Here is a 16,633-nt window from a genome sequence, read left to right as displayed (position 1 = left end):
CCATGACACCTAACGAAATCAGCAACTGGATCAAGCAGACCGCGCCCGGCGCGCAGCTGGCCTCCGATTCGCGCCGCGTGAAAGCGGGCGACGTGTTCTTCGCCTACCCCGGCGAGGGCAAGGACGGCCGCGCCTACATCGCCGCCGCCGTCGCACAGGGCGCGGCCGCCATCGTCTACGAAGAGCAGGGCGCCGAGGCGTATCCGTGGGACGCCGCCTGGACCTTGCCGCGCCTTGCCGTCACGGACCTGAAGCGCCGCTCCGGCCCCATCGCGCACGCTTTCTACGGCTATCCGGACGCCAGCATGTTCACCGTCGGCGTGACCGGCACCAACGGCAAGACCTCGTGCGCCGTGTGGCTGGGCCAGGCCCTGAGCCGCCTGGGCGACCTGACCGCCGTCATCGGCACGCTGGGCGTGGGCATGTCGCGCGCGCGCGGCGAAGTGGAGTTCGACCCCACCGGCTACACCACGCCGGACGCGGTGCTGCTGGCACAGAAGCTGGCCGAAACGCGCGACCAGGGCGCCACCGCGCTGGCCATCGAGGTGACCTCGATCGGCCTGGACCTGGGCCGCACCGACGGCATGCATTTCGACGTGGCGCTGTTTACCAACCTCACGCGCGACCACCTGGACCACCACGGCAGCATGGAGGCCTACGAGGCCGCCAAGACCAAGCTGTTCGACAGCCCCGGCCTGCAAGCCTCGGTGGTCAACCTGGACGACGCCATGGGGCAGCGTTTGGCGGACCGCCTGGTGGCGCGCAAGGACCGCGTGGTCGGCTACACGCTGCGCGACGCTGCCGCGCTGCCGGACCTGCCGGGCGTGGACATGCTGCGCGCCGGCCAGCTGCGCACGCGCAGCGCCGGTACCGAATTCCACCTCGATACGCCGCAAGGCAGCACCCAGGTGAAGACCCACCTGGTGGGGCAGTTCAACATCAGCAATGCGCTGGCGGTGCTGGGCGCGCTGCTGGTCAAGGGCGCCACCCTGCGCGCCGCCGTGGAAGCCGTCGAGGGCCTGACCCCGGCGCCGGGCCGCATGCAGCAGGTCGGCGGCAACGAGGCGCCGATGGTGGTGATCGATTACGCGCACACGCCGGACGCGCTGGAGAAAACGCTCGACACGCTGCGCGTGGTGGCGCAGGAGCGCGGCGGCCAGCTGTGGTGCGTGTTCGGCTGCGGCGGCGACCGCGATCCGGGCAAGCGCCCGCAGATGGGCCGCATCTCGCAGATCGCCGAGCATGTGCTGGTCACCAGCGACAACCCGCGCAGCGAAGAGCCGCACGCCATTATTGAACAGATTATCGCGGGCATGGACGCGCACCATCCCGCTTCCGTATTCCAGGCGGTGGACGACCGTGCGGCCGCCATCCTGTACGCCATCAAGCATGCCGCCAAGCCGGACGTGATCCTGCTGGCGGGAAAGGGCCATGAGCCCTACCAGGAAATCAAGGGCCGCAAGATCCCGTTCTCGGACGCCGACCACGCGCAGCTGGCGCTGTCCGCCCGCCTCACCATGATGAGGACCAATTGATGCAAGCAACACTGGCCCAGCTGCTGGCGGCTATTCCGGGTGCGATTTATGTACCCGGGGTGACCGCCGCCGCCGCCACCCCCGATGCCGTGGCCTTCGCCGGCGTCTCCACCGACAGCCGCAGCGCGCCTGCCGGTTCGCTGTTCGTCGCCCTGCGCGGCGAGAATTTCGACGCCCACGACTTCCTGCTGGACGGTCCGAACGCCGTCGCGGGCAAGGGCGTTGCCGCCGTGGTGGCAGAACGCCTGCCCGAAGGCTGGACCCTGCCGGCCCTGCTGGTGCCGGATACGCTGGCGGCGCTGGGCCGCATCGCCAACTACTGGCGCAAGCAGTACGCGCTGCCCGTCATCGGCGTTACCGGCAGCAACGGCAAGACCACGGTCAAGGAAATGATCGCCGCCATCCTGGCGGCGGCGCACGGCGAGGACGGTCGCCTGGCCACGCGCGGCAACCTGAATAACGAAATCGGCGTGCCGCTCACGCTGTTCCGCCTGTCGGCGGCGCACCAGTCGGCGGTGATCGAGCTGGGCATGAACCATCCCGGGGAAATCGGCCGCTTGAGCGCCATCGCCGAACCGACCATCGCCATGGTGAACAACGCCCAGCGCGAGCACCAGGAATTCATGCACACCGTGGAAGCGGTGGCGCGCGAAAACGGCGCCGTGCTGGCCGGGTTGCCTGCGCACGGCGTGGCCGTGTTCCCGCATGGCGACGAGTTCACGCCCATCTGGCAAGAACTGAGTGCCGGGCGCCGCACGCTGACCTTCGGCCTGACCAAGCAAGCCAACGTCTCCTGCACCTACCGCGCCGGGGACTTCGGCAACCAGATGTTCGTGACCGTGCAGGAAGGCGAAGCTGCAGCCGAGCCGCTGCAATTCTTCGTCGCCCTGCAGGCGGCGGGCGACCACAACGTACTGAACGCGCTGGCCGCCGTGGCCTGCACCTACGCCGCCGGCATCAGCGCCGAGCATATCAAGCTGGGCCTGGACAGCTTCGCGCCCGTCAGCGGCCGCCTGCAGAAAAAGGCCGCACTGAACGGCGCGGTCGTCATCGACGACAGCTACAACGCCAATCCGGACTCGGTACGCGCAGCCATCGACGTACTGGCCAAAGCCGCCGCGCCGCGCGTGCTGGTGCTGGGCGACATGGGCGAAGTGGGCGCGCAGGGCCGCGAATTCCACCAGGAGATCGCCGCCTACGCCGCCGGCAGGAACATTGAACACGTCTTCGTCACCGGAGAGCTGGCCCGCCATATGGGCAGGGTCGGAGTGACGCGGCATTTTGAAGAATTCGACGCGCTGCTGTCCGCCGTGGAGGCGGCGGCAACGCCGGATGCAACCGTATTGATCAAGGGCTCCCGTTTCATGAAAATGGAACGGGTCGTGCAGCATTTGATTGGATCGCAACAAGCTAACAAAGGAACTCACTAATCATGCTGCTCTGGCTCGCACAGATGTACCAGGACGACTTCGGTCCCCTGCGCGTATTTAACTTCATCACCGCGCGCGCGGTGTTCGCCACCATCACGGCGCTGATCATCGGCCTGTGGGCCGGCCCGTCCGTGATCCGCAAGCTGACGGCCATGAAGTACGGCCAGGCCGTGCGCACCGACGGTCCGCAGACCCACCTGAAAAAACACGGCACCCCCACCATGGGCGGCGTGCTGCTGCTGATCGCCATCGGCGTGTCCACGCTGCTGTGGTGCGACTGGTCGAACCGTTTGATCTGGCCGGTGATCGTGGTCACCATCGGCTTCGGCGCCGTGGGCTGGGTGGACGACTACCGCAAGGTGGTGCGCCAGGACCCGGAAGGCATGCGCTCGGCTGAAAAATACTTCTGGCAGTCGCTGGTCGGTATCGGCGCCGCGCTGTACCTGGCGTTCTCGGTGTCTGCGCCCACGCCTGCCAAGGTGTTCGAGCTGTTCTTCGCCTGGGTGCAGTCCGGCTTTTCGATGGACCTGCCGCCCAAGGCCGACCTGATCGTGCCGTTCTTCAAGACCATCAGCTATCCGCTGGGCGTATGGGGCTTCATCGCGCTGACCTACTGCGTCATCGTCGGCACCAGCAACGCCGTCAACTTCACCGACGGCCTGGACGGCCTGGCCATCATGCCGACCGTGATGGTCGGTTCGGCGCTGGGCCTGTTCGCCTACCTGACCGGCAGCACCGTGTACTCGAAATACCTGTTCATTCCCTACATTCCCGGGGCCGGCGAGCTGATCATCTTCTGCGGCGCCATGGCCGGCGCCGGCCTGGCCTTCCTCTGGTATAACACCCATCCAGCGCAAGTGTTCATGGGAGACGTCGGCGCGCTGGCGCTGGGCGGCGCGCTTGGCACCATCGCCGTCATCGTGCGCCAGGAAATCGTGCTGTTCATCATGGGCGGCATCTTCGTGGCCGAAACCGTGTCCGTCATCATCCAGGTGGGCTGGTTCAAGTACACCAAGAAGCGCTACGGCACCGGCCGCCGCGTGTTCCTGATGGCGCCATTGCACCACCACTTCGAACAAAAGGGCTGGAAAGAGACCCAGGTCGTCGTCCGTTTCTGGATCGTGACGATGATGCTGGTATTGGTTGGCCTGTCCACGTTGAAGCTGCGCTGATGAGCTACCAAGGCAAACGGGCACTGGTACTCGGGCTGGGCGAATCCGGCCTGGCGATGGCGCTGTGGCTGGCGCGTGGCGGCGCGCGCGTGCGCGTGGCCGACACGCGCGACGAGCGCGCCGTGGCGGACCGCCTGGCCGCCCTGAAGGCCGCCGCGCCGGACGCCGAGTTCATTGGCGGCCGCCTGGACATCGCGCTGCTGTATGACACCGACTTTGTCGCCATCAGTCCCGGCCTGGCGCCGCAGGGCGATGTGGCCGACCTGATGCGCGCCGCCGCCGCCGTCAGCATTCCCGTGTGGGGCGAGATCGAACTGTTCGCCCAGGCGCTGGCATCGCTGAAGGAAGAACGCGGCTACGCGCCGAAAGTCATCGCCATCACCGGCACCAACGGCAAGACCACGGTCACCAGCCTGACCGGCCAGCTGTGCCAGCGCGCCGGCTTCAGCGTGCGCGTGGCGGGCAATATCAGCCCGGCCGCGCTGGACGTCATGCGCGAGGTGATCGAGGCCGACGCGCTGCCCCAGGTCTGGGTGCTGGAGCTGTCCAGCTTCCAGCTGCACACCACATTCAGCCTGCAGGCCGACGCCGCCACCGTATTGAACATCACCCAGGACCACCTGGACTGGCACGGCTCGATGGAGGCCTACGCCGCCGACAAGGCGCGCATCTTCGGCACCAGCACCGTGCGCGTGCTGAACCGCGACGACGCCACCGTGATGCGCATGGCGAACCCGGTCGGCGAGAACGTCAGCTTCGGCACCGGCGAACCGCAGGAAGCGGGCAGCTTCGGCCTGCACAACGAGCGCGGCATCCATTGGCTGGCCACTTCCGTGCCGGATGAGGACGCCGAGCCGCCGAAGCGGCGCAAGAAGAACGACCCGGCGCCCGAGCCTGTGGCCACCACCGTCAAGAACCTGATGCCGTCGGACGCGCTGCAGATCCGCGGCCTGCATAACGCCTCCAACGCGCTGGCCGCGCTGGCCCTGTGCCGCGCCATCGGCCTGCCTTTCGCGCCGCTGCTGCACGGCCTGCGCGAATACCGCGGCGAGCCGCACCGCGTGGAACTGGTGGCGTCGATCAACGACGTGGAATACTACGACGACAGCAAGGGCACCAACGTGGGCGCCACCGTGGCTGCGCTGAATGGCCTGGGCAAGAGCTTCACCGGCGCCGGCCAGCGCCTGCTGCTGATCGCCGGCGGCGACGGCAAGGGCCAGCAATTCGATCCGCTGGCCGAGCCGGTGTCGCGCTACGTGCGCGCGGTGATGCTGATCGGCCGCGATGCGCCGGCGCTGCGCGCCGCGCTGGAGCAGGGCGGCGCGGCCGAGGCCGGCGTGGACCTGGCCGACTGCGGCACCGACCTGCCGTCCGCCGTGCGCCTGGCCGCCAAGCTGGCCAGGCCGGGCGACGCGGTGCTGCTGTCGCCGGCCTGCGCCAGCCTGGACATGTTCAAGAACTACGCGCACCGCGCCCAGGTGTTCATCGACACTGTGCGCGAGATCGCGCTCGACGCTGGACAGGAGCTCTGATCCATGGCCTTCCAGCTGCCATTCCGCTTCTCCTCTTCCTCGGGCTCCAAGGCTATCGACAGCCGCGCGCGTCCGTCGAAGATGATGGAATACGACCAGCTGCTGGTGTGGGTGGTGCTCATTCTCATGCTGCTGGGGATGGTGATGGTGTATTCGGCTTCGATCGCGCTGCCCGATTCGCCCAAGTACGCCGCCTACAAGAACAACTATTTCCTGATACGCCAGGCCATTTTCATCACCATCGCCGTGCTGGTGGGCCTGATGACGTTCCGCATTCCCATCGCGGTCTGGCAGCGCAGCGCGCCCTACCTGTTCATCGGCACGCTGGTGCTGCTGATGGCGGTGTTCCTGCCCGGCCTGGGCGTGACGGTAAACGGCGGCAAGCGCTGGATCTCGCTGAAGGTGTTCAACTTCCAGCCGTCCGAACTGATGAAGGTGGTGATCGTGCTGTACGCGGCCGACTACACCGTGCGCAAGCAGGAATACATGCACAAGCTGACCAAGGGTTTCATGCCAATGGCGCTGGCGGTGAGTTTCGTCGGCTTGCTGCTGCTGCTCGAGCCCGACCTGGGCGCTTTCGGCGTGATCGTCTGCATCGCCATGGGCATCCTGTTCCTGGGCGGGATCAACGCCATCTGGTTCGGCGGCATCGGCGCCATGCTGGTGACCATTTTTGTCTCCATTATCGCGCTGTCGAAATTCCGGCGCGACCGCTTCTTCGCCTACCTCAATCCGTGGGAAGAGGACAACGCGCTAAACAAGGCTTACCAGCTGACGCACTCGCTGATCGCTTTCGGGCGCGGCGAGTTTTTCGGCGTTGGTCTGGGCGGCAGCCTGGAGAAGCTGCACTACCTGCCGGAAGCGCATACCGACTTCCTGCTGGCAGTGATCGGCGAGGAACTGGGCCTGGCGGGCGTGCTGTGCGTGATCGCCATGTTCTACTGGCTGATCAAGCGCGCCTTCGACATCGGCCGCCAGGCCATTGCCATCGACCAGACCTTCGCCGGGCTCACCGCCAAGGGCATCGGCATCTGGCTCGGCGTGCAAACCTTCATCAACATGGGCGTAAACCTTGGCCTGCTGCCGACCAAGGGCCTGACCCTGCCGCTGATGAGCTATGGCGGCACTGGCATTGTGATTAACTGCGTCGGACTCGCGATCCTGCTTCGGATCGACTACGAGAACCGGGTCCTGATGCGCGGCGGCAGAATATGAAACGACTGATCATCATGGCGGCCGGTACCGGCGGCCACATCTTCCCCGGCCTGGCGATCGCGCAGACCATGCGCGCGCGCGGCTGGGAAGTAAGCTGGCTGGGCACCAGCCACGGCATGGAGCAGGAGCTGGTGCCCAAGCACGGCATCGCCATGGACACCATCAACTTCTCCGGCATGCGCGGCAAGGGCATCAAGCACAGCCTGGGCGGCGCGCTGAAGATGCTGGCTGCCTTCGCCGACTGCTTCCGCTTCCTCGGCCAGCGCAAGCCGGACGCGGTGCTGGGCATGGGCGGCTACGTCACCGTGCCGGGCGGCCTGATGGCGCGCCTGCGCGGCGTGCCCACCGTGCTGGTGAACGCCGACGCGGCCCTGCTGCTGTCGAACAAGACGCTGGCGCCTTTCGCCGAACGGGTGTGCTTCGGCTTCCCGGCCGATTTCGGCGCGGCGGCGGCCAAGGCTGTCGTCACCGGCAACCCGGTGCGCAAGGAGATCCTGGACCTGGCGGCGCCGGAAGCGCGCTTCGCGGGCCGCAGCGGCGCCTTGCGCGTGCTGGTGGTGGGCGGCAGCCTGGGCGCCAAGGCCCTGAACGACAGCCTGCCCGCCGCGCTGGCCCTGATACCGGACGCGCAGCGACCGGTGGTGACGCACCAGTCGGGCAAGAAGAATATCGACGCGCTGCGCGCCGCCTACGCCGAAGCGGGCGTGCAGGCCAACGTGGTCGACTTCATCGACGACATGGCGCGCGCCTACGCCGAGGCGGACCTTGTGATCTGCCGCGCCGGCGCCATCACCGTGTCCGAACTGACGGCGGCCGGCGTGGCGAGCGTGCTGGTGCCGCTGGTGGCATCGACCACCAGCCACCAGCGCGACAACGCGCAGTGGATGGCCAGGCAGAATGCCTCGATCCACATGCCGCAGACCGAAATGAACCCGCGCAGCCTGGCCACCCTGCTGGAGACGCTCACGCGCGGCGCCTGCCAGACCATGGCCATGGCGGCCCGCAAGGCGGGCAAACGCGACGCGAACGACGCGATCGCGCAAGTACTGGAACAGATAGTGGAACGCAAATCATGAAGCATAAAGTCAAAAACATTCATTTCGTCGGCATCGGCGGCAGCGGCATGAGCGGCATCGCCGAAGTGCTGCTCACGCTGGGCTACAACGTGTCCGGCTCGGACCTGGGCGCCAACGCCGTCACCCAGCGCCTGATCGACATGGGCGCCACGGTGCACCAGGGCCACGCCGAAACCCACATCGGCAACGCCGACGCGGTGGTGACCTCCACCGCCGTCAAGGCCGACAATCCGGAAGTGGTGGCGGCGCGCGCGCGCAAGATCCCCATCGTGCCGCGCGCGGTGATGCTGGGCGAGCTGATGCGCCTGAAGCGCGGCATTGCCATCGCCGGCACGCACGGCAAGACCACCACCACCAGCCTGGTGGCGTCGGTGCTGGCGCAGGGCGGCCTGGACCCGACCTTCGTGATCGGCGGCCGCCTGACCGCTGCCGGCGCGAACGCCAAGCTGGGCTCCGGCGACTACCTGGTGGCCGAGGCCGACGAATCGGACGCGTCCTTCCTGAACCTGACGCCGATGATCGAAGTGATCACCAATATCGACGCCGACCATATGGAAACGTATGAGCACGACTTCGAGAAGCTGAAGCAGGCCTTTGTCCACTTCACGCACCGCCTGCCGTTCTACGGCCGCGTCATGCTGTGCATCGACGACGAGCACGTGCGCAGCATCATTCCGCACGTGACCAAGCCGATCACCACCTACGGCTTCCGCGAGGACGCGGAAGTGCGCGCCGTGAATGCGCGCGCGGTGGGCGTGCAGATGCACTTCACCGTGCTGCAGGAAGGCTACCCGGACCTGGACGTGGTGCTGAACCAGCCCGGCATGCACAACGTGCTCAACGCCTGCTCGGCGGTCGCCATTGCGCGTGAAATCGGCATCGATGACAGCGCGACGCAGGCCGGCCTGGCGGGCTTCGCCGGCGTGGGCCGCCGCTTCACGCGCTACGGCGACGTGGCCGTCGGCGGCGACGCCGCCAAGGGCACCTTCGCGCTGGTGGACGATTTCGGCCACCACCCGGTGGAAACAGAAGTCACGCTGGCCGCCGCGCGCGCCGCCTACCCGGGCCGCCGCCTGGTGCTGGCCTTCCAGCCGCACCGCTACAGCCGCACGCGCGACCTGTTCGAGGACTTCGCCCGCGTGCTCAGCTCCGTGGACGTGCTGGTGCTGGCCGACGTGTACGCCGCCGGCGAGCAAGCGATCGTGGCGGCCGACGGCCGCTCCCTGGCGCACGCGATCCGTGCGCGCGGCAAGGTCGAGCCGGTGTTCGTGGAGAACATTGCGGACATGCCGGAAACCATCATGAACGTGGTGCGCGACGGCGACGTCGTGCTCACCATGGGCGCCGGCTCGATCAGCGGCGTTCCTGCAAAACTGACTACTTACGTTAAGGCTTAAAGAAGTGAACGCGACTCCATTCCTCTCCGCGCAAGAAGCGCAGGCCTTCGGCAAAGTGGGTGTGCTGTTCGGCGGCCGTTCCGCCGAACGCGACGTGTCCATCATGTCCGGCACGGGTGTGCTGGCGGCGCTGCAAAGCCAGGGCATCGACGCCCACGCCTTCGACCCGGGCCAAGGCAGCCTTGCTGAGTTGGCCGCAGAAAAATTCGACCGCGTGTTCATCGCGCTGCACGGCCGCTTCGGCGAGGACGGCAGCCTGCAGGGCGCGCTGGAGCTGCTCGGCATTCCCTACACCGGCAGCGGCGTGATGGCCAGCTCGGTGGGCATGGACAAGATCACCACCAAGATCCTGTGGCTGGCCGAAAACCTGCCGACCCCGAAATACGCGGTGCTGAACGCGCACTCGGACCTGGACCAGGTGGCCGCCGGCCTGGGCCTGCCGCTGATCGTCAAGCCGCCGCACGAGGGCTCGACCATCGGCATCACCAAGGTGGAGCAGGCCGGCGACTTCAAGGCCGCCTACGACATCGCCGCCGCGCTGGACGATTCGGTGCTGGCCGAGGAATTCGTCACCGGGCGGGAGTTCACCGTGGCCGTGCTGGGCACCGGCGCCGGCGCGCGCGCGCTGCCGGTGGTGGAGATCGTGGCGCCGGAAGGCAACTACGACTACCAGAACAAATACTTCACCGACGATACGAAGTATTTCTGCCCGGCGGTGCTGGATGCGGCAATCACTGATGAAATGCAGCGCATCGCGGTGCAGGCTTACCGCTCGCTGGGCTGCGAAGGCTGGGGCCGGGTCGACGTGCTGCTGCGCGTGGCCGACAACAAGTGCTTCCTGCTGGAGGTGAACACTTCGCCGGGCATGACCAGCCACTCGCTGGTGCCGATGGCCGCGCGCGCGGACGGCATCAGCTACGAGCAGCTGTGCGTGGAGATCCTGCGTTCGGCCCGACTGAAGATGAAGGGGTAAGCGATGTGGCAAGACGCGAAAGCCTTGAATGCGACCGCCAGCGGCATTTTTGCCGCGGTGGCGCTGGCTTGCGCGGCTTCCGTGGTGTGGTGGGTGTCGCAGCGGCCGATGTTCAACCTGCGCACCATCCGCGTTGAAACGATGGACCAGTCCGACCTGCGCCATGTGAACCACCTGACGCTGCAAGCCGGAACGGCTGGCCGCATCCGGGGCAACTTCTTCACCACCAACCTGGACGGGGTGCGGCAGGCGTTCGAATCGGTGCCATGGGTGCGGCGCGCCACGGTACGCCGCGAATGGCCGGACCAGCTGGTGGTGGCGCTGGAAGAGCACGAAGCGCTTGGCACCTGGGGCGAGGACGGCCGCCTGCTGTCGACCAAGGGCGACGTGTTTACCGCCAACCTGGCCGAGGCGGAAGAGGACCACGAACTGCCTGCTTTCTCCGGCCCGGAAGGCAGCGAAAAGGAAGTGCTGTCGCGCTTCGGCGAACTGAAAGCGTGGTTCGCGCCGGCGCAGCTGGAGCCGCAGGCGCTGGACCTGTCGGGCCGCTACGCGTGGAAGGTGAAGCTGAACAACGGCATGAGCGTGGAGCTGGGCCGCGAGCAGTCGCGCTCCATGCTGAAGGAGCGGGTGGACCGGCTGGTGGGCATCTGGCCGCAGCTGGCGAGCCGGGTGCAGAACATCGAAACGATAGACATGCGGTACCAGAATGGATTGGCGCTCAGCGCAACGGGCCTGAAGATTCCGCCCGAAGGCAAGAAGCCAAAGTAGGCAAGGTAAGCACCGGCAGTCAAAGAATACTTTAAAAGCATATTACAGCAGGCAAAACAGATGACAAAAGACGCGAAAAACCTGATCGTCGGCCTCGACATCGGCACCTCGAAAGTGGTGGCCGTGGTGGCCGAGGTGATGGGCGATGGACGCCACGAAGTGATCGGGCTGGGCCAGCACGAATCCAGGGGCTTGAAGAAGGGCGTGGTGGTCAACATCGAAGCGACCGTCGAGTCCATCCAGCGCGCGCTGGAGGAAGCCGAGCTGATGGCCGACTGCAAGATCCGCAACGTCTACGCCGGCATCGCGGGCAGCCATATCCGCTCCTTCAATTCGAGCGGCATGGTGGCCATCAAGGACAAGGAAGTGACGGCCACCGACGTGGCGCGCGTCATCGAAACGGCCAAGGCGGTTAACATCCCGACCGACCAGCAATTGCTGCACACGGTGCCGCAGGAATTCATCGTCGACAGCCAGGAAGACGTGCGCGAGCCGATCGGCATGAGCGGCATCCGCCTGGAAGTGAAGGTGCATATCGTTACCGGCGCGGTGAGCGCGGTGCAGAACATCGTCAAGTGCGTGCGCCGCTGCGGGCTGGAAGTGTCGGACCTGATCCTGCAGCCGATGGCCTCGGCCGACGCGGTGCTTACCCCGGACGAGAAGGAACTGGGCGTGGTGCTGATCGACATCGGCGGCGGCACCACCGACGTGGCGGTGTTCTCGGACGGCGCCATCCGCCACACCGCCGTGATTCCGATCGCCGGCGACCAGATCACCAACGACATCGCGATGGCGCTGCGCACGCCGACCTCGGAAGCGGAAGAAATCAAGATCCGCTATGGCGTGGCCAAGCAGGTGCTGGCCGATCCGGGCGAGCATCTGGAAGTGCCGGGCCTGGGCGACCGCGGCCCGCGCAACCTGTCGCGCCAGGCGCTGGCGGCGGTGATCGAACCGCGCGTGGAAGAGCTGTTCGCCATGGTGCACCAGGTGGTGCGCGAATCCGGTTACGAAGGCGTGCTGTCGTCGGGCATCGTGCTCACCGGCGGCACCTCCATCATGCCGGGCATGGTGGAAATGGCGGAAGACATATTCCTGAAGCCGGCGCGCATGGGCACGCCGGACTACCGCGGCCAGCTGGCAGACGTGGTGCGCAGTCCGCGCTACGCCACCGTGCTTGGCCTGTTGTTGGAAGCGAAAAAACAGTACCTGCGCGGCCATATCGTTACGCGCCAGGATGGGTCGGTGAAAGCAGTATGGCAGCGCATGAAGGAATGGTTCCTCGGTAATTTCTGAAGTAGTGGTTTGCGGCGTGAAGTCTGAAAAATATTTTTAATTGAAACCGCAGTTTTCAATCCCCAGCTCTCCTAACGATATGAGGACTGGCGATTGAAAACGGCATTCTGATAGGAGCACATCATGGAGTTTGATATGGTCGATAACGCAGCTTTGGGCACCGTCATCAAGGTCGTCGGCGTCGGCGGAGCAGGTGGCAATGCAGTTCAGCACATGATCAACAAGGGCATGAGCGGCGTGGAATTCATCGCCGCCAATACCGACGCGCAGGCGCTGTCGGCATCGAAGGCCGGCAACATCATCCAGATCGGCGAGACCGGCCTGGGCGCGGGCATGAAACCGGACGTTGGCCGCAAGCTGGCCGAAGAATCGCGCGCGCGCATTGAAGACGCGCTGCGCGGCGCGCACATGGTGTTCATCGCCGCCGGCATGGGCGGCGGCACCGGCACCGGCGCCGCACCGATCGTGGCCGAAGTGGCGAAAGCCATGGGCGCGCTGACCGTGGCCGTGGTGTCCAAGCCGTTCTCGCACGAAGGCCAGAAGTGCATGGATATCGCCGACGAAGGCCTGGAACAGCTGAGCCAGAACGTCGACTCGCTGATCGTGATCCTGAACGAGAAGCTGGAAGAGATCTACGAAGACGAATCGCTGATCGAGTGGCTGCAGCACGCCGACGATGTGCTGAACAACGCGGTGGCCGGCATTGCCGAGATCATCAACGTGCCGGGCCACATCAACGTCGACTTCAACGACGTGAAAACCATCATGGGCGAGCAGGGCAAAGCCATGATGGGCACGGCCACCGCCTCCGGCGTGGACCGCGCCCGCATCGCCGCCGAGCAGGCCGTGGCCTCGCCGCTGCTGGACGGCGTGGACCTGTCCGGCGCGCGCGGCGTGCTGGTCAACGTGACCGCTTCGCGCGGCCTGAAAGGTAAGGAAATCAAGGAAGTCATGGCCGCCGTGCGCGCCTTCGCCGCGCCGGACGCGTCGATCGCACAAGGCATCGCCTACGACGACGAGATGGGCGACGCGATCCGCGTGACCGTGGTGGCCACCGGCCTGGGCAAGAACAAGAAGCATGTGCAACTGGTCCAGCAGCCGATGCTGCGCACCGGCACCCACAACGCGCCGCAGTCGGCGCTGGGCGGCGGCGCGGTGACCTCGTCGGTGACGATGGGCGGCGTGGGCGGCGGCATTTCCGGCGGCGGCGCGCAGGCGTTCGACGGCATGAAAGCGCCAGCCGTATGGCGCCGCGAATCGGCCTCCGAGCAGGTCAACGCGCTGCAGAAGTCGGGCATGGAAACCTACGACATCCCGGCCTTCCTGCGCAAGCAAGCCGACTAAGCCTGCAGCCGACGCTTTCCCCCAACCTCTGGCATACTCCCAAGTTCGTGCCAGAGGCATGCCGCGCCTAGCGCGGCTTTTTTACAACCCTACAATTCCTATAAAGGAGTCCAGACCATGACCATCAAGATTGGCGACAAACTGCCGGAAGGCACCCTGTCCGAATTCATCGAAACCGAAACCGAAGGCTGCTCGCTCGGCCCGAACACCTTCAAAGTCGAAGACCTGGTCAAGGGCAAGAAGATCGCGATCTTCGGCCTGCCAGGCGCCTACACCCCAACCTGCTCGGCGCAGCACGTGCCGGGCTACGTGAAGCACGCGGCCGACCTGAAGGCCAAGGGCGTGGACGAGATCTGGTGCATCAGCGTGAACGACGCCTTCGTCATGGGCGCCTGGGGCCGCGACCAGAAAGCCACCGGCACCGTGCGCATGATGGCTGACGGCAACGCCGCTTACTCCAAGGCCCTGGGCCTGGACGCCGACTTCAGCAAGTTCGGCATGGGCACCCGCTCGCAGCGCTACTCGCTGCTGGTGGAAGACGGCGTGGTCACCCAGCTGAACGTGGAGCAGGGCGGCAAGTTCGAAGTGTCGAACGCCGAAACCCTGCTGGGCCAGCTGTAATCCAGCCTTCCCCGCAGCACAGCAAAACGGCGCCGATGGCGCCGTTTTCCGTTTTCCGTTTTCCGTTTACGCCGCGCTATGCGCGGTGGCGTTTGTGCGCTTGCGGCTGCGCCGCTTGGGGGCCAGCATGACGCCGGTGCACGACGGTGCGCCGCAGTAGCAGGCGAAGGCGCGTTTGACGGCCGGGGTGTGGCGCGCTTCGTAGATCAGCGCGTAGTTGTAGTTCAGCTCGTCGCCCGCTTCGATGAAATGCAGCGAGTAGATGAAGACCTTGCCGTCTTCCTCGTAGGCTTCGCAGTTGGGTTCGCAGGCGTGGTTGATGAAGCGCGCCTCGTTGCCGCCGCTGCCGCCGTCGATCAGCTTGCCGTCCTCCAGGCTGAAGAAGAAGGTGTGGTTGATGGGGCCGCCGCCCGCTTCGGCGCGGCGCGCCGACTCGTCGCTGGTGATGCGCTCGCCGGTGTACTCGATGATGCGCGTGCCCGGCGGAATGTCCACGCGCGCGAACACGCCGCGGCCGTGGATGGGCGATTCTTTGACGATGAACAGCGGGGTGTCGGTGGAGGTCAGCATGGCGGTAATATACCGCGCTTGCGGGCCGCGTGCCATCCCTCCCGCACGCGTGCCGCAAACGCGCCCCGGCGCTTAGTCCGCCGCAGGGAAATCCAGCACCGTGTCGTTGACGCGGTTCACCAGGTTGGTGAAGGTGATGCTGGCAATGGCGAGCAGGGTGTCGACGATTTGCGCGTCGCTGTAGCCTGCCGCCTGCACGGCCGCCACCGCCTCGGCCGGCACGGTGCCGCTGCTGCGCGCCAGCGTGTGGGCAAAGGTGGCCAGCGCGTCGGCACGCTGGTCGCCGGATGCCTCGCCTTTGCGCACGGCCAGGATGGCCGGGCGGCTCAGGCCGGCTTTCGAACCCATCAGCGTATGCGCCGCCAGGCAGTAGTCACAGCCGGCGTCCTCGCTGATGGCCAGTTTGATGATCTCGATTTCCTTGGCGCCCAGGCTGGATTTTTTCAGTGCACCGTCCAGGTTGAGGGCGGCCTCCAGCGCCACCGGGCTGTTGCTGCCCACGGTGGCGTAGGCGTTCGGCACCATGCCGATGGCGCCTTTGATGGCGGTGAACAGCTGGGCGGCGTGGCCGGTGGCGTCAGGGAGGGCGATGGTGTGCAGACGGCTCATGATGGTTTCCTTTTCAGTGTGGGACCGACTGGTTTGTGTGTCGGCATGGAAAGAAGTTTAGGCCCGCTGAGTGAAACTTTTAATGCTTGAAATGCGCTAGAATTTGCTCAATCGTCTCAAATGGGGAATGTGATGGGGGCGCTAAGCCGTTTGCTGTCGCTGTATCCGGTCGATACCGCGCTGGATATCCGCTGCCATTTCGGCGCGCCTTGGGTGCTGGACCATCCGGCCGAGCCGGCCGGCGTGGCGCCCTACCACCTGGTGGTCAGCGGCGGCGGCTGGCTGGACGTGGGCGGGCAGCGCGGCATCGCGGTGCAGGCCGGCGACATCCTGCTGTTCCCGCACGGCACGCCGCACAGGCTGCACACGGGCGATGCGTCGGCGCGGCCGCCGGTGCAGCGCGTTGCCGAGGGCGAGCAGCTGGTGCGCGTGTTTGAGAACGGCGGGCCGGGCGCCGCCACCGATATCCTGTGCGGGCGGCTGGAGTTCGGCGCCGGGCCGCACCATCCGCTGCTGGCCGCGCTGCCGGAGCTGGTGCATGTGCGCACGGCGGGACGCGACGACTTCGCCGGCTTGCAGGGACTGATGGCGATGCTGCGGGTGGAGACGGCGGCCGTGCGCCCGGGCGGACGCGCGGTGGTGTCGCAGCTGGCGTCGGCCCTGTTCGCGCTGCTGATGCGGGCGTGGCTGGAGCAGGCCTCCGCCATGCCGGGCCTGTTCGCGCTGCTGGCCGAGCCGCGCCTGCAGGCGGCGCTGCAAGCCATGCTGGCCGAGCCGGAGCGGCCCTGGACGCTGGAGGAGCTGGCCGGGCTGTGCCACATGTCGCGCGCCACGTTCGCGCGCGTGTTCGGGAAGGTGGCCGGCGACACGCCCGCCGCGGTGCTGACGCACACCCGCATGGCGAAGGCCGCGAGCCTGCTGGCGCAAGGGCGGCTGCCGGTGGGGCAGATCGCCGAGCAGGTCGGCTACCAGTCCGAGGCCGCGTTCAACCGCGTGTTCAAGCGCAGCTACGGCATCGGCCCCGGCGCCTACCGCCGCGGCGCGGCGCCAGCGCAGCCCTAGCCGGCGCAGCGCTCGTCCGCCGGCGCCGCAGCC

Annotated in this window: 15 protein-coding genes; 13 read left to right on the top strand and 2 right to left on the bottom strand. The window is 66.6% G+C overall.

Annotation, left to right across the window (positions count from 1 at the left end; translation table 11 throughout):
- Positions 1-2: 2 nt before the first annotated feature.
- The 12 genes from AC6H42_RS21715 to AC6H42_RS21660 all read left to right on the top strand — a co-directional run bounded on the left by AC6H42_RS21715 (position 3) and on the right by AC6H42_RS21660 (position 14,359).
- Complete coding sequence (locus AC6H42_RS21715) at positions 3-1,535, top strand: UDP-N-acetylmuramoyl-L-alanyl-D-glutamate--2,6-diaminopimelate ligase (RefSeq protein ID WP_057153338.1); 1,533 nt, start codon at positions 3-5, stop codon at positions 1,533-1,535.
- Positions 1,535-2,965: a UDP-N-acetylmuramoyl-tripeptide--D-alanyl-D-alanine ligase gene (locus AC6H42_RS21710; protein ID WP_057153339.1), complete on the top strand. Its 1,431-nt coding sequence runs from the start codon at positions 1,535-1,537 to the stop codon at positions 2,963-2,965. Before AC6H42_RS21715 ends, AC6H42_RS21710 begins: the two co-directional genes overlap by 1 nt.
- Positions 2,966-2,967: 2 nt before the next feature.
- Complete coding sequence (gene mraY / locus AC6H42_RS21705; RefSeq protein ID WP_057153340.1) at positions 2,968-4,137, top strand: phospho-N-acetylmuramoyl-pentapeptide-transferase; 1,170 nt, start codon at positions 2,968-2,970, stop codon at positions 4,135-4,137.
- The gene (gene murD, locus AC6H42_RS21700) at positions 4,137-5,669 is read left to right on the top strand and encodes a UDP-N-acetylmuramoyl-L-alanine--D-glutamate ligase (protein ID WP_497548914.1); all 1,533 of its coding nucleotides are present in this window, start codon (positions 4,137-4,139) and stop codon (positions 5,667-5,669) included. The genes mraY and murD overlap by 1 nt, the downstream gene beginning before the upstream one ends.
- 3 nt (positions 5,670-5,672) lie before the next feature.
- Positions 5,673-6,884 (top strand): putative lipid II flippase FtsW, encoded by a 1,212-nt coding sequence (gene ftsW, locus AC6H42_RS21695; protein ID WP_057153342.1) that lies wholly within the window; start codon positions 5,673-5,675, stop codon positions 6,882-6,884.
- Complete coding sequence (gene murG, locus AC6H42_RS21690) at positions 6,881-7,960, top strand: undecaprenyldiphospho-muramoylpentapeptide beta-N-acetylglucosaminyltransferase (protein ID WP_057153343.1); 1,080 nt, start codon at positions 6,881-6,883, stop codon at positions 7,958-7,960. Before ftsW ends, murG begins: the two co-directional genes overlap by 4 nt.
- The gene (gene murC / locus AC6H42_RS21685; protein ID WP_057153344.1) at positions 7,957-9,357 is read left to right on the top strand and encodes a UDP-N-acetylmuramate--L-alanine ligase; all 1,401 of its coding nucleotides are present in this window, start codon (positions 7,957-7,959) and stop codon (positions 9,355-9,357) included. The genes murG and murC overlap by 4 nt, the downstream gene beginning before the upstream one ends.
- Positions 9,358-9,361: 4 nt before the next feature.
- Positions 9,362-10,330, top strand: coding sequence for a D-alanine--D-alanine ligase (locus AC6H42_RS21680; RefSeq protein ID WP_057153345.1), 969 nt, complete (start codon positions 9,362-9,364; stop codon positions 10,328-10,330).
- 3 nt (positions 10,331-10,333) lie between these two features.
- Positions 10,334-11,101: a cell division protein FtsQ/DivIB gene (locus AC6H42_RS21675; protein ID WP_057153346.1), complete on the top strand. Its 768-nt coding sequence runs from the start codon at positions 10,334-10,336 to the stop codon at positions 11,099-11,101.
- A 60-nt stretch (positions 11,102-11,161) separates the two neighbouring features.
- A complete protein-coding gene (ftsA, locus tag AC6H42_RS21670) occupies positions 11,162-12,394 on the top strand; it encodes a cell division protein FtsA (RefSeq protein ID WP_057153347.1) in 1,233 nt (410 codons plus the stop codon).
- A gap of 123 nt (positions 12,395-12,517) precedes the next feature.
- Positions 12,518-13,738 (top strand): cell division protein FtsZ, encoded by a 1,221-nt coding sequence (gene ftsZ / locus AC6H42_RS21665; protein ID WP_057153348.1) that lies wholly within the window; start codon positions 12,518-12,520, stop codon positions 13,736-13,738.
- 117 nt (positions 13,739-13,855) lie between these two features.
- The gene (locus AC6H42_RS21660) at positions 13,856-14,359 is read left to right on the top strand and encodes a peroxiredoxin (RefSeq protein ID WP_057153349.1); all 504 of its coding nucleotides are present in this window, start codon (positions 13,856-13,858) and stop codon (positions 14,357-14,359) included.
- Positions 14,360-14,425: 66 nt separating this feature from the next.
- Here AC6H42_RS21660 and AC6H42_RS21655 read toward each other — a convergent pair whose 3' ends face one another.
- Both AC6H42_RS21655 and AC6H42_RS21650 read right to left on the bottom strand, forming a co-directional pair.
- Positions 14,426-14,929: an SET domain-containing protein gene (locus AC6H42_RS21655; RefSeq protein ID WP_057153689.1), complete on the bottom strand. Its 504-nt coding sequence runs from the start codon at positions 14,927-14,929 to the stop codon at positions 14,426-14,428.
- A gap of 72 nt (positions 14,930-15,001) precedes the next feature.
- On the bottom strand, positions 15,002-15,538 hold the full coding sequence (locus AC6H42_RS21650) for a carboxymuconolactone decarboxylase family protein (protein ID WP_057153350.1): 537 nt from the start codon (positions 15,536-15,538) through the stop codon (positions 15,002-15,004).
- A 132-nt stretch (positions 15,539-15,670) separates the two neighbouring features.
- Here AC6H42_RS21650 and AC6H42_RS21645 point away from each other — a divergent pair, with 132 nt between their 5' ends.
- Positions 15,671-16,600: an AraC family transcriptional regulator gene (locus AC6H42_RS21645; RefSeq protein ID WP_497548913.1), complete on the top strand. Its 930-nt coding sequence runs from the start codon at positions 15,671-15,673 to the stop codon at positions 16,598-16,600.
- Positions 16,601-16,633 lie beyond the last annotated feature (33 nt).

The sequence above is a fragment of the Massilia sp. NBRC 108631 genome (genome assembly GCF_059704565.1).
The sequence above is the reverse complement of the archived record's forward strand: the minus strand, read 5'-3'. Positions and strand labels throughout refer to the sequence as shown.

Bases quoted from the DNA above. Each gene is read 5' to 3' on its own strand.
- AC6H42_RS21715 (WP_057153338.1), top strand. From the start codon at position 3: ATGACACCTAACGAAATCAGCAACTGGATCAAGCAGACCGCGCCCGGC.
- AC6H42_RS21710 (WP_057153339.1), top strand. From the start codon at position 1,535: ATGCAAGCAACACTGGCCCAGCTGCTGGCGGCTATTCCGGGTGCGATT.
- mraY (WP_057153340.1), top strand. From the start codon at position 2,968: ATGCTGCTCTGGCTCGCACAGATGTACCAGGACGACTTCGGTCCCCTG.
- murD (WP_497548914.1), top strand. From the start codon at position 4,137: ATGAGCTACCAAGGCAAACGGGCACTGGTACTCGGGCTGGGCGAATCC.
- ftsW (WP_057153342.1), top strand. From the start codon at position 5,673: ATGGCCTTCCAGCTGCCATTCCGCTTCTCCTCTTCCTCGGGCTCCAAG.
- murG (WP_057153343.1), top strand. From the start codon at position 6,881: ATGAAACGACTGATCATCATGGCGGCCGGTACCGGCGGCCACATCTTC.
- murC (WP_057153344.1), top strand. From the start codon at position 7,957: ATGAAGCATAAAGTCAAAAACATTCATTTCGTCGGCATCGGCGGCAGC.
- AC6H42_RS21675 (WP_057153346.1), top strand. From the start codon at position 10,334: ATGTGGCAAGACGCGAAAGCCTTGAATGCGACCGCCAGCGGCATTTTT.
- ftsA (WP_057153347.1), top strand. From the start codon at position 11,162: ATGACAAAAGACGCGAAAAACCTGATCGTCGGCCTCGACATCGGCACC.
- ftsZ (WP_057153348.1), top strand. From the start codon at position 12,518: ATGGAGTTTGATATGGTCGATAACGCAGCTTTGGGCACCGTCATCAAG.
- AC6H42_RS21660 (WP_057153349.1), top strand. From the start codon at position 13,856: ATGACCATCAAGATTGGCGACAAACTGCCGGAAGGCACCCTGTCCGAA.
- AC6H42_RS21655 (WP_057153689.1), bottom strand. From the start codon at position 14,929: ATGCTGACCTCCACCGACACCCCGCTGTTCATCGTCAAAGAATCGCCC.
- AC6H42_RS21650 (WP_057153350.1), bottom strand. From the start codon at position 15,538: ATGAGCCGTCTGCACACCATCGCCCTCCCTGACGCCACCGGCCACGCC.
- AC6H42_RS21645 (WP_497548913.1), top strand. From the start codon at position 15,671: ATGGGGGCGCTAAGCCGTTTGCTGTCGCTGTATCCGGTCGATACCGCG.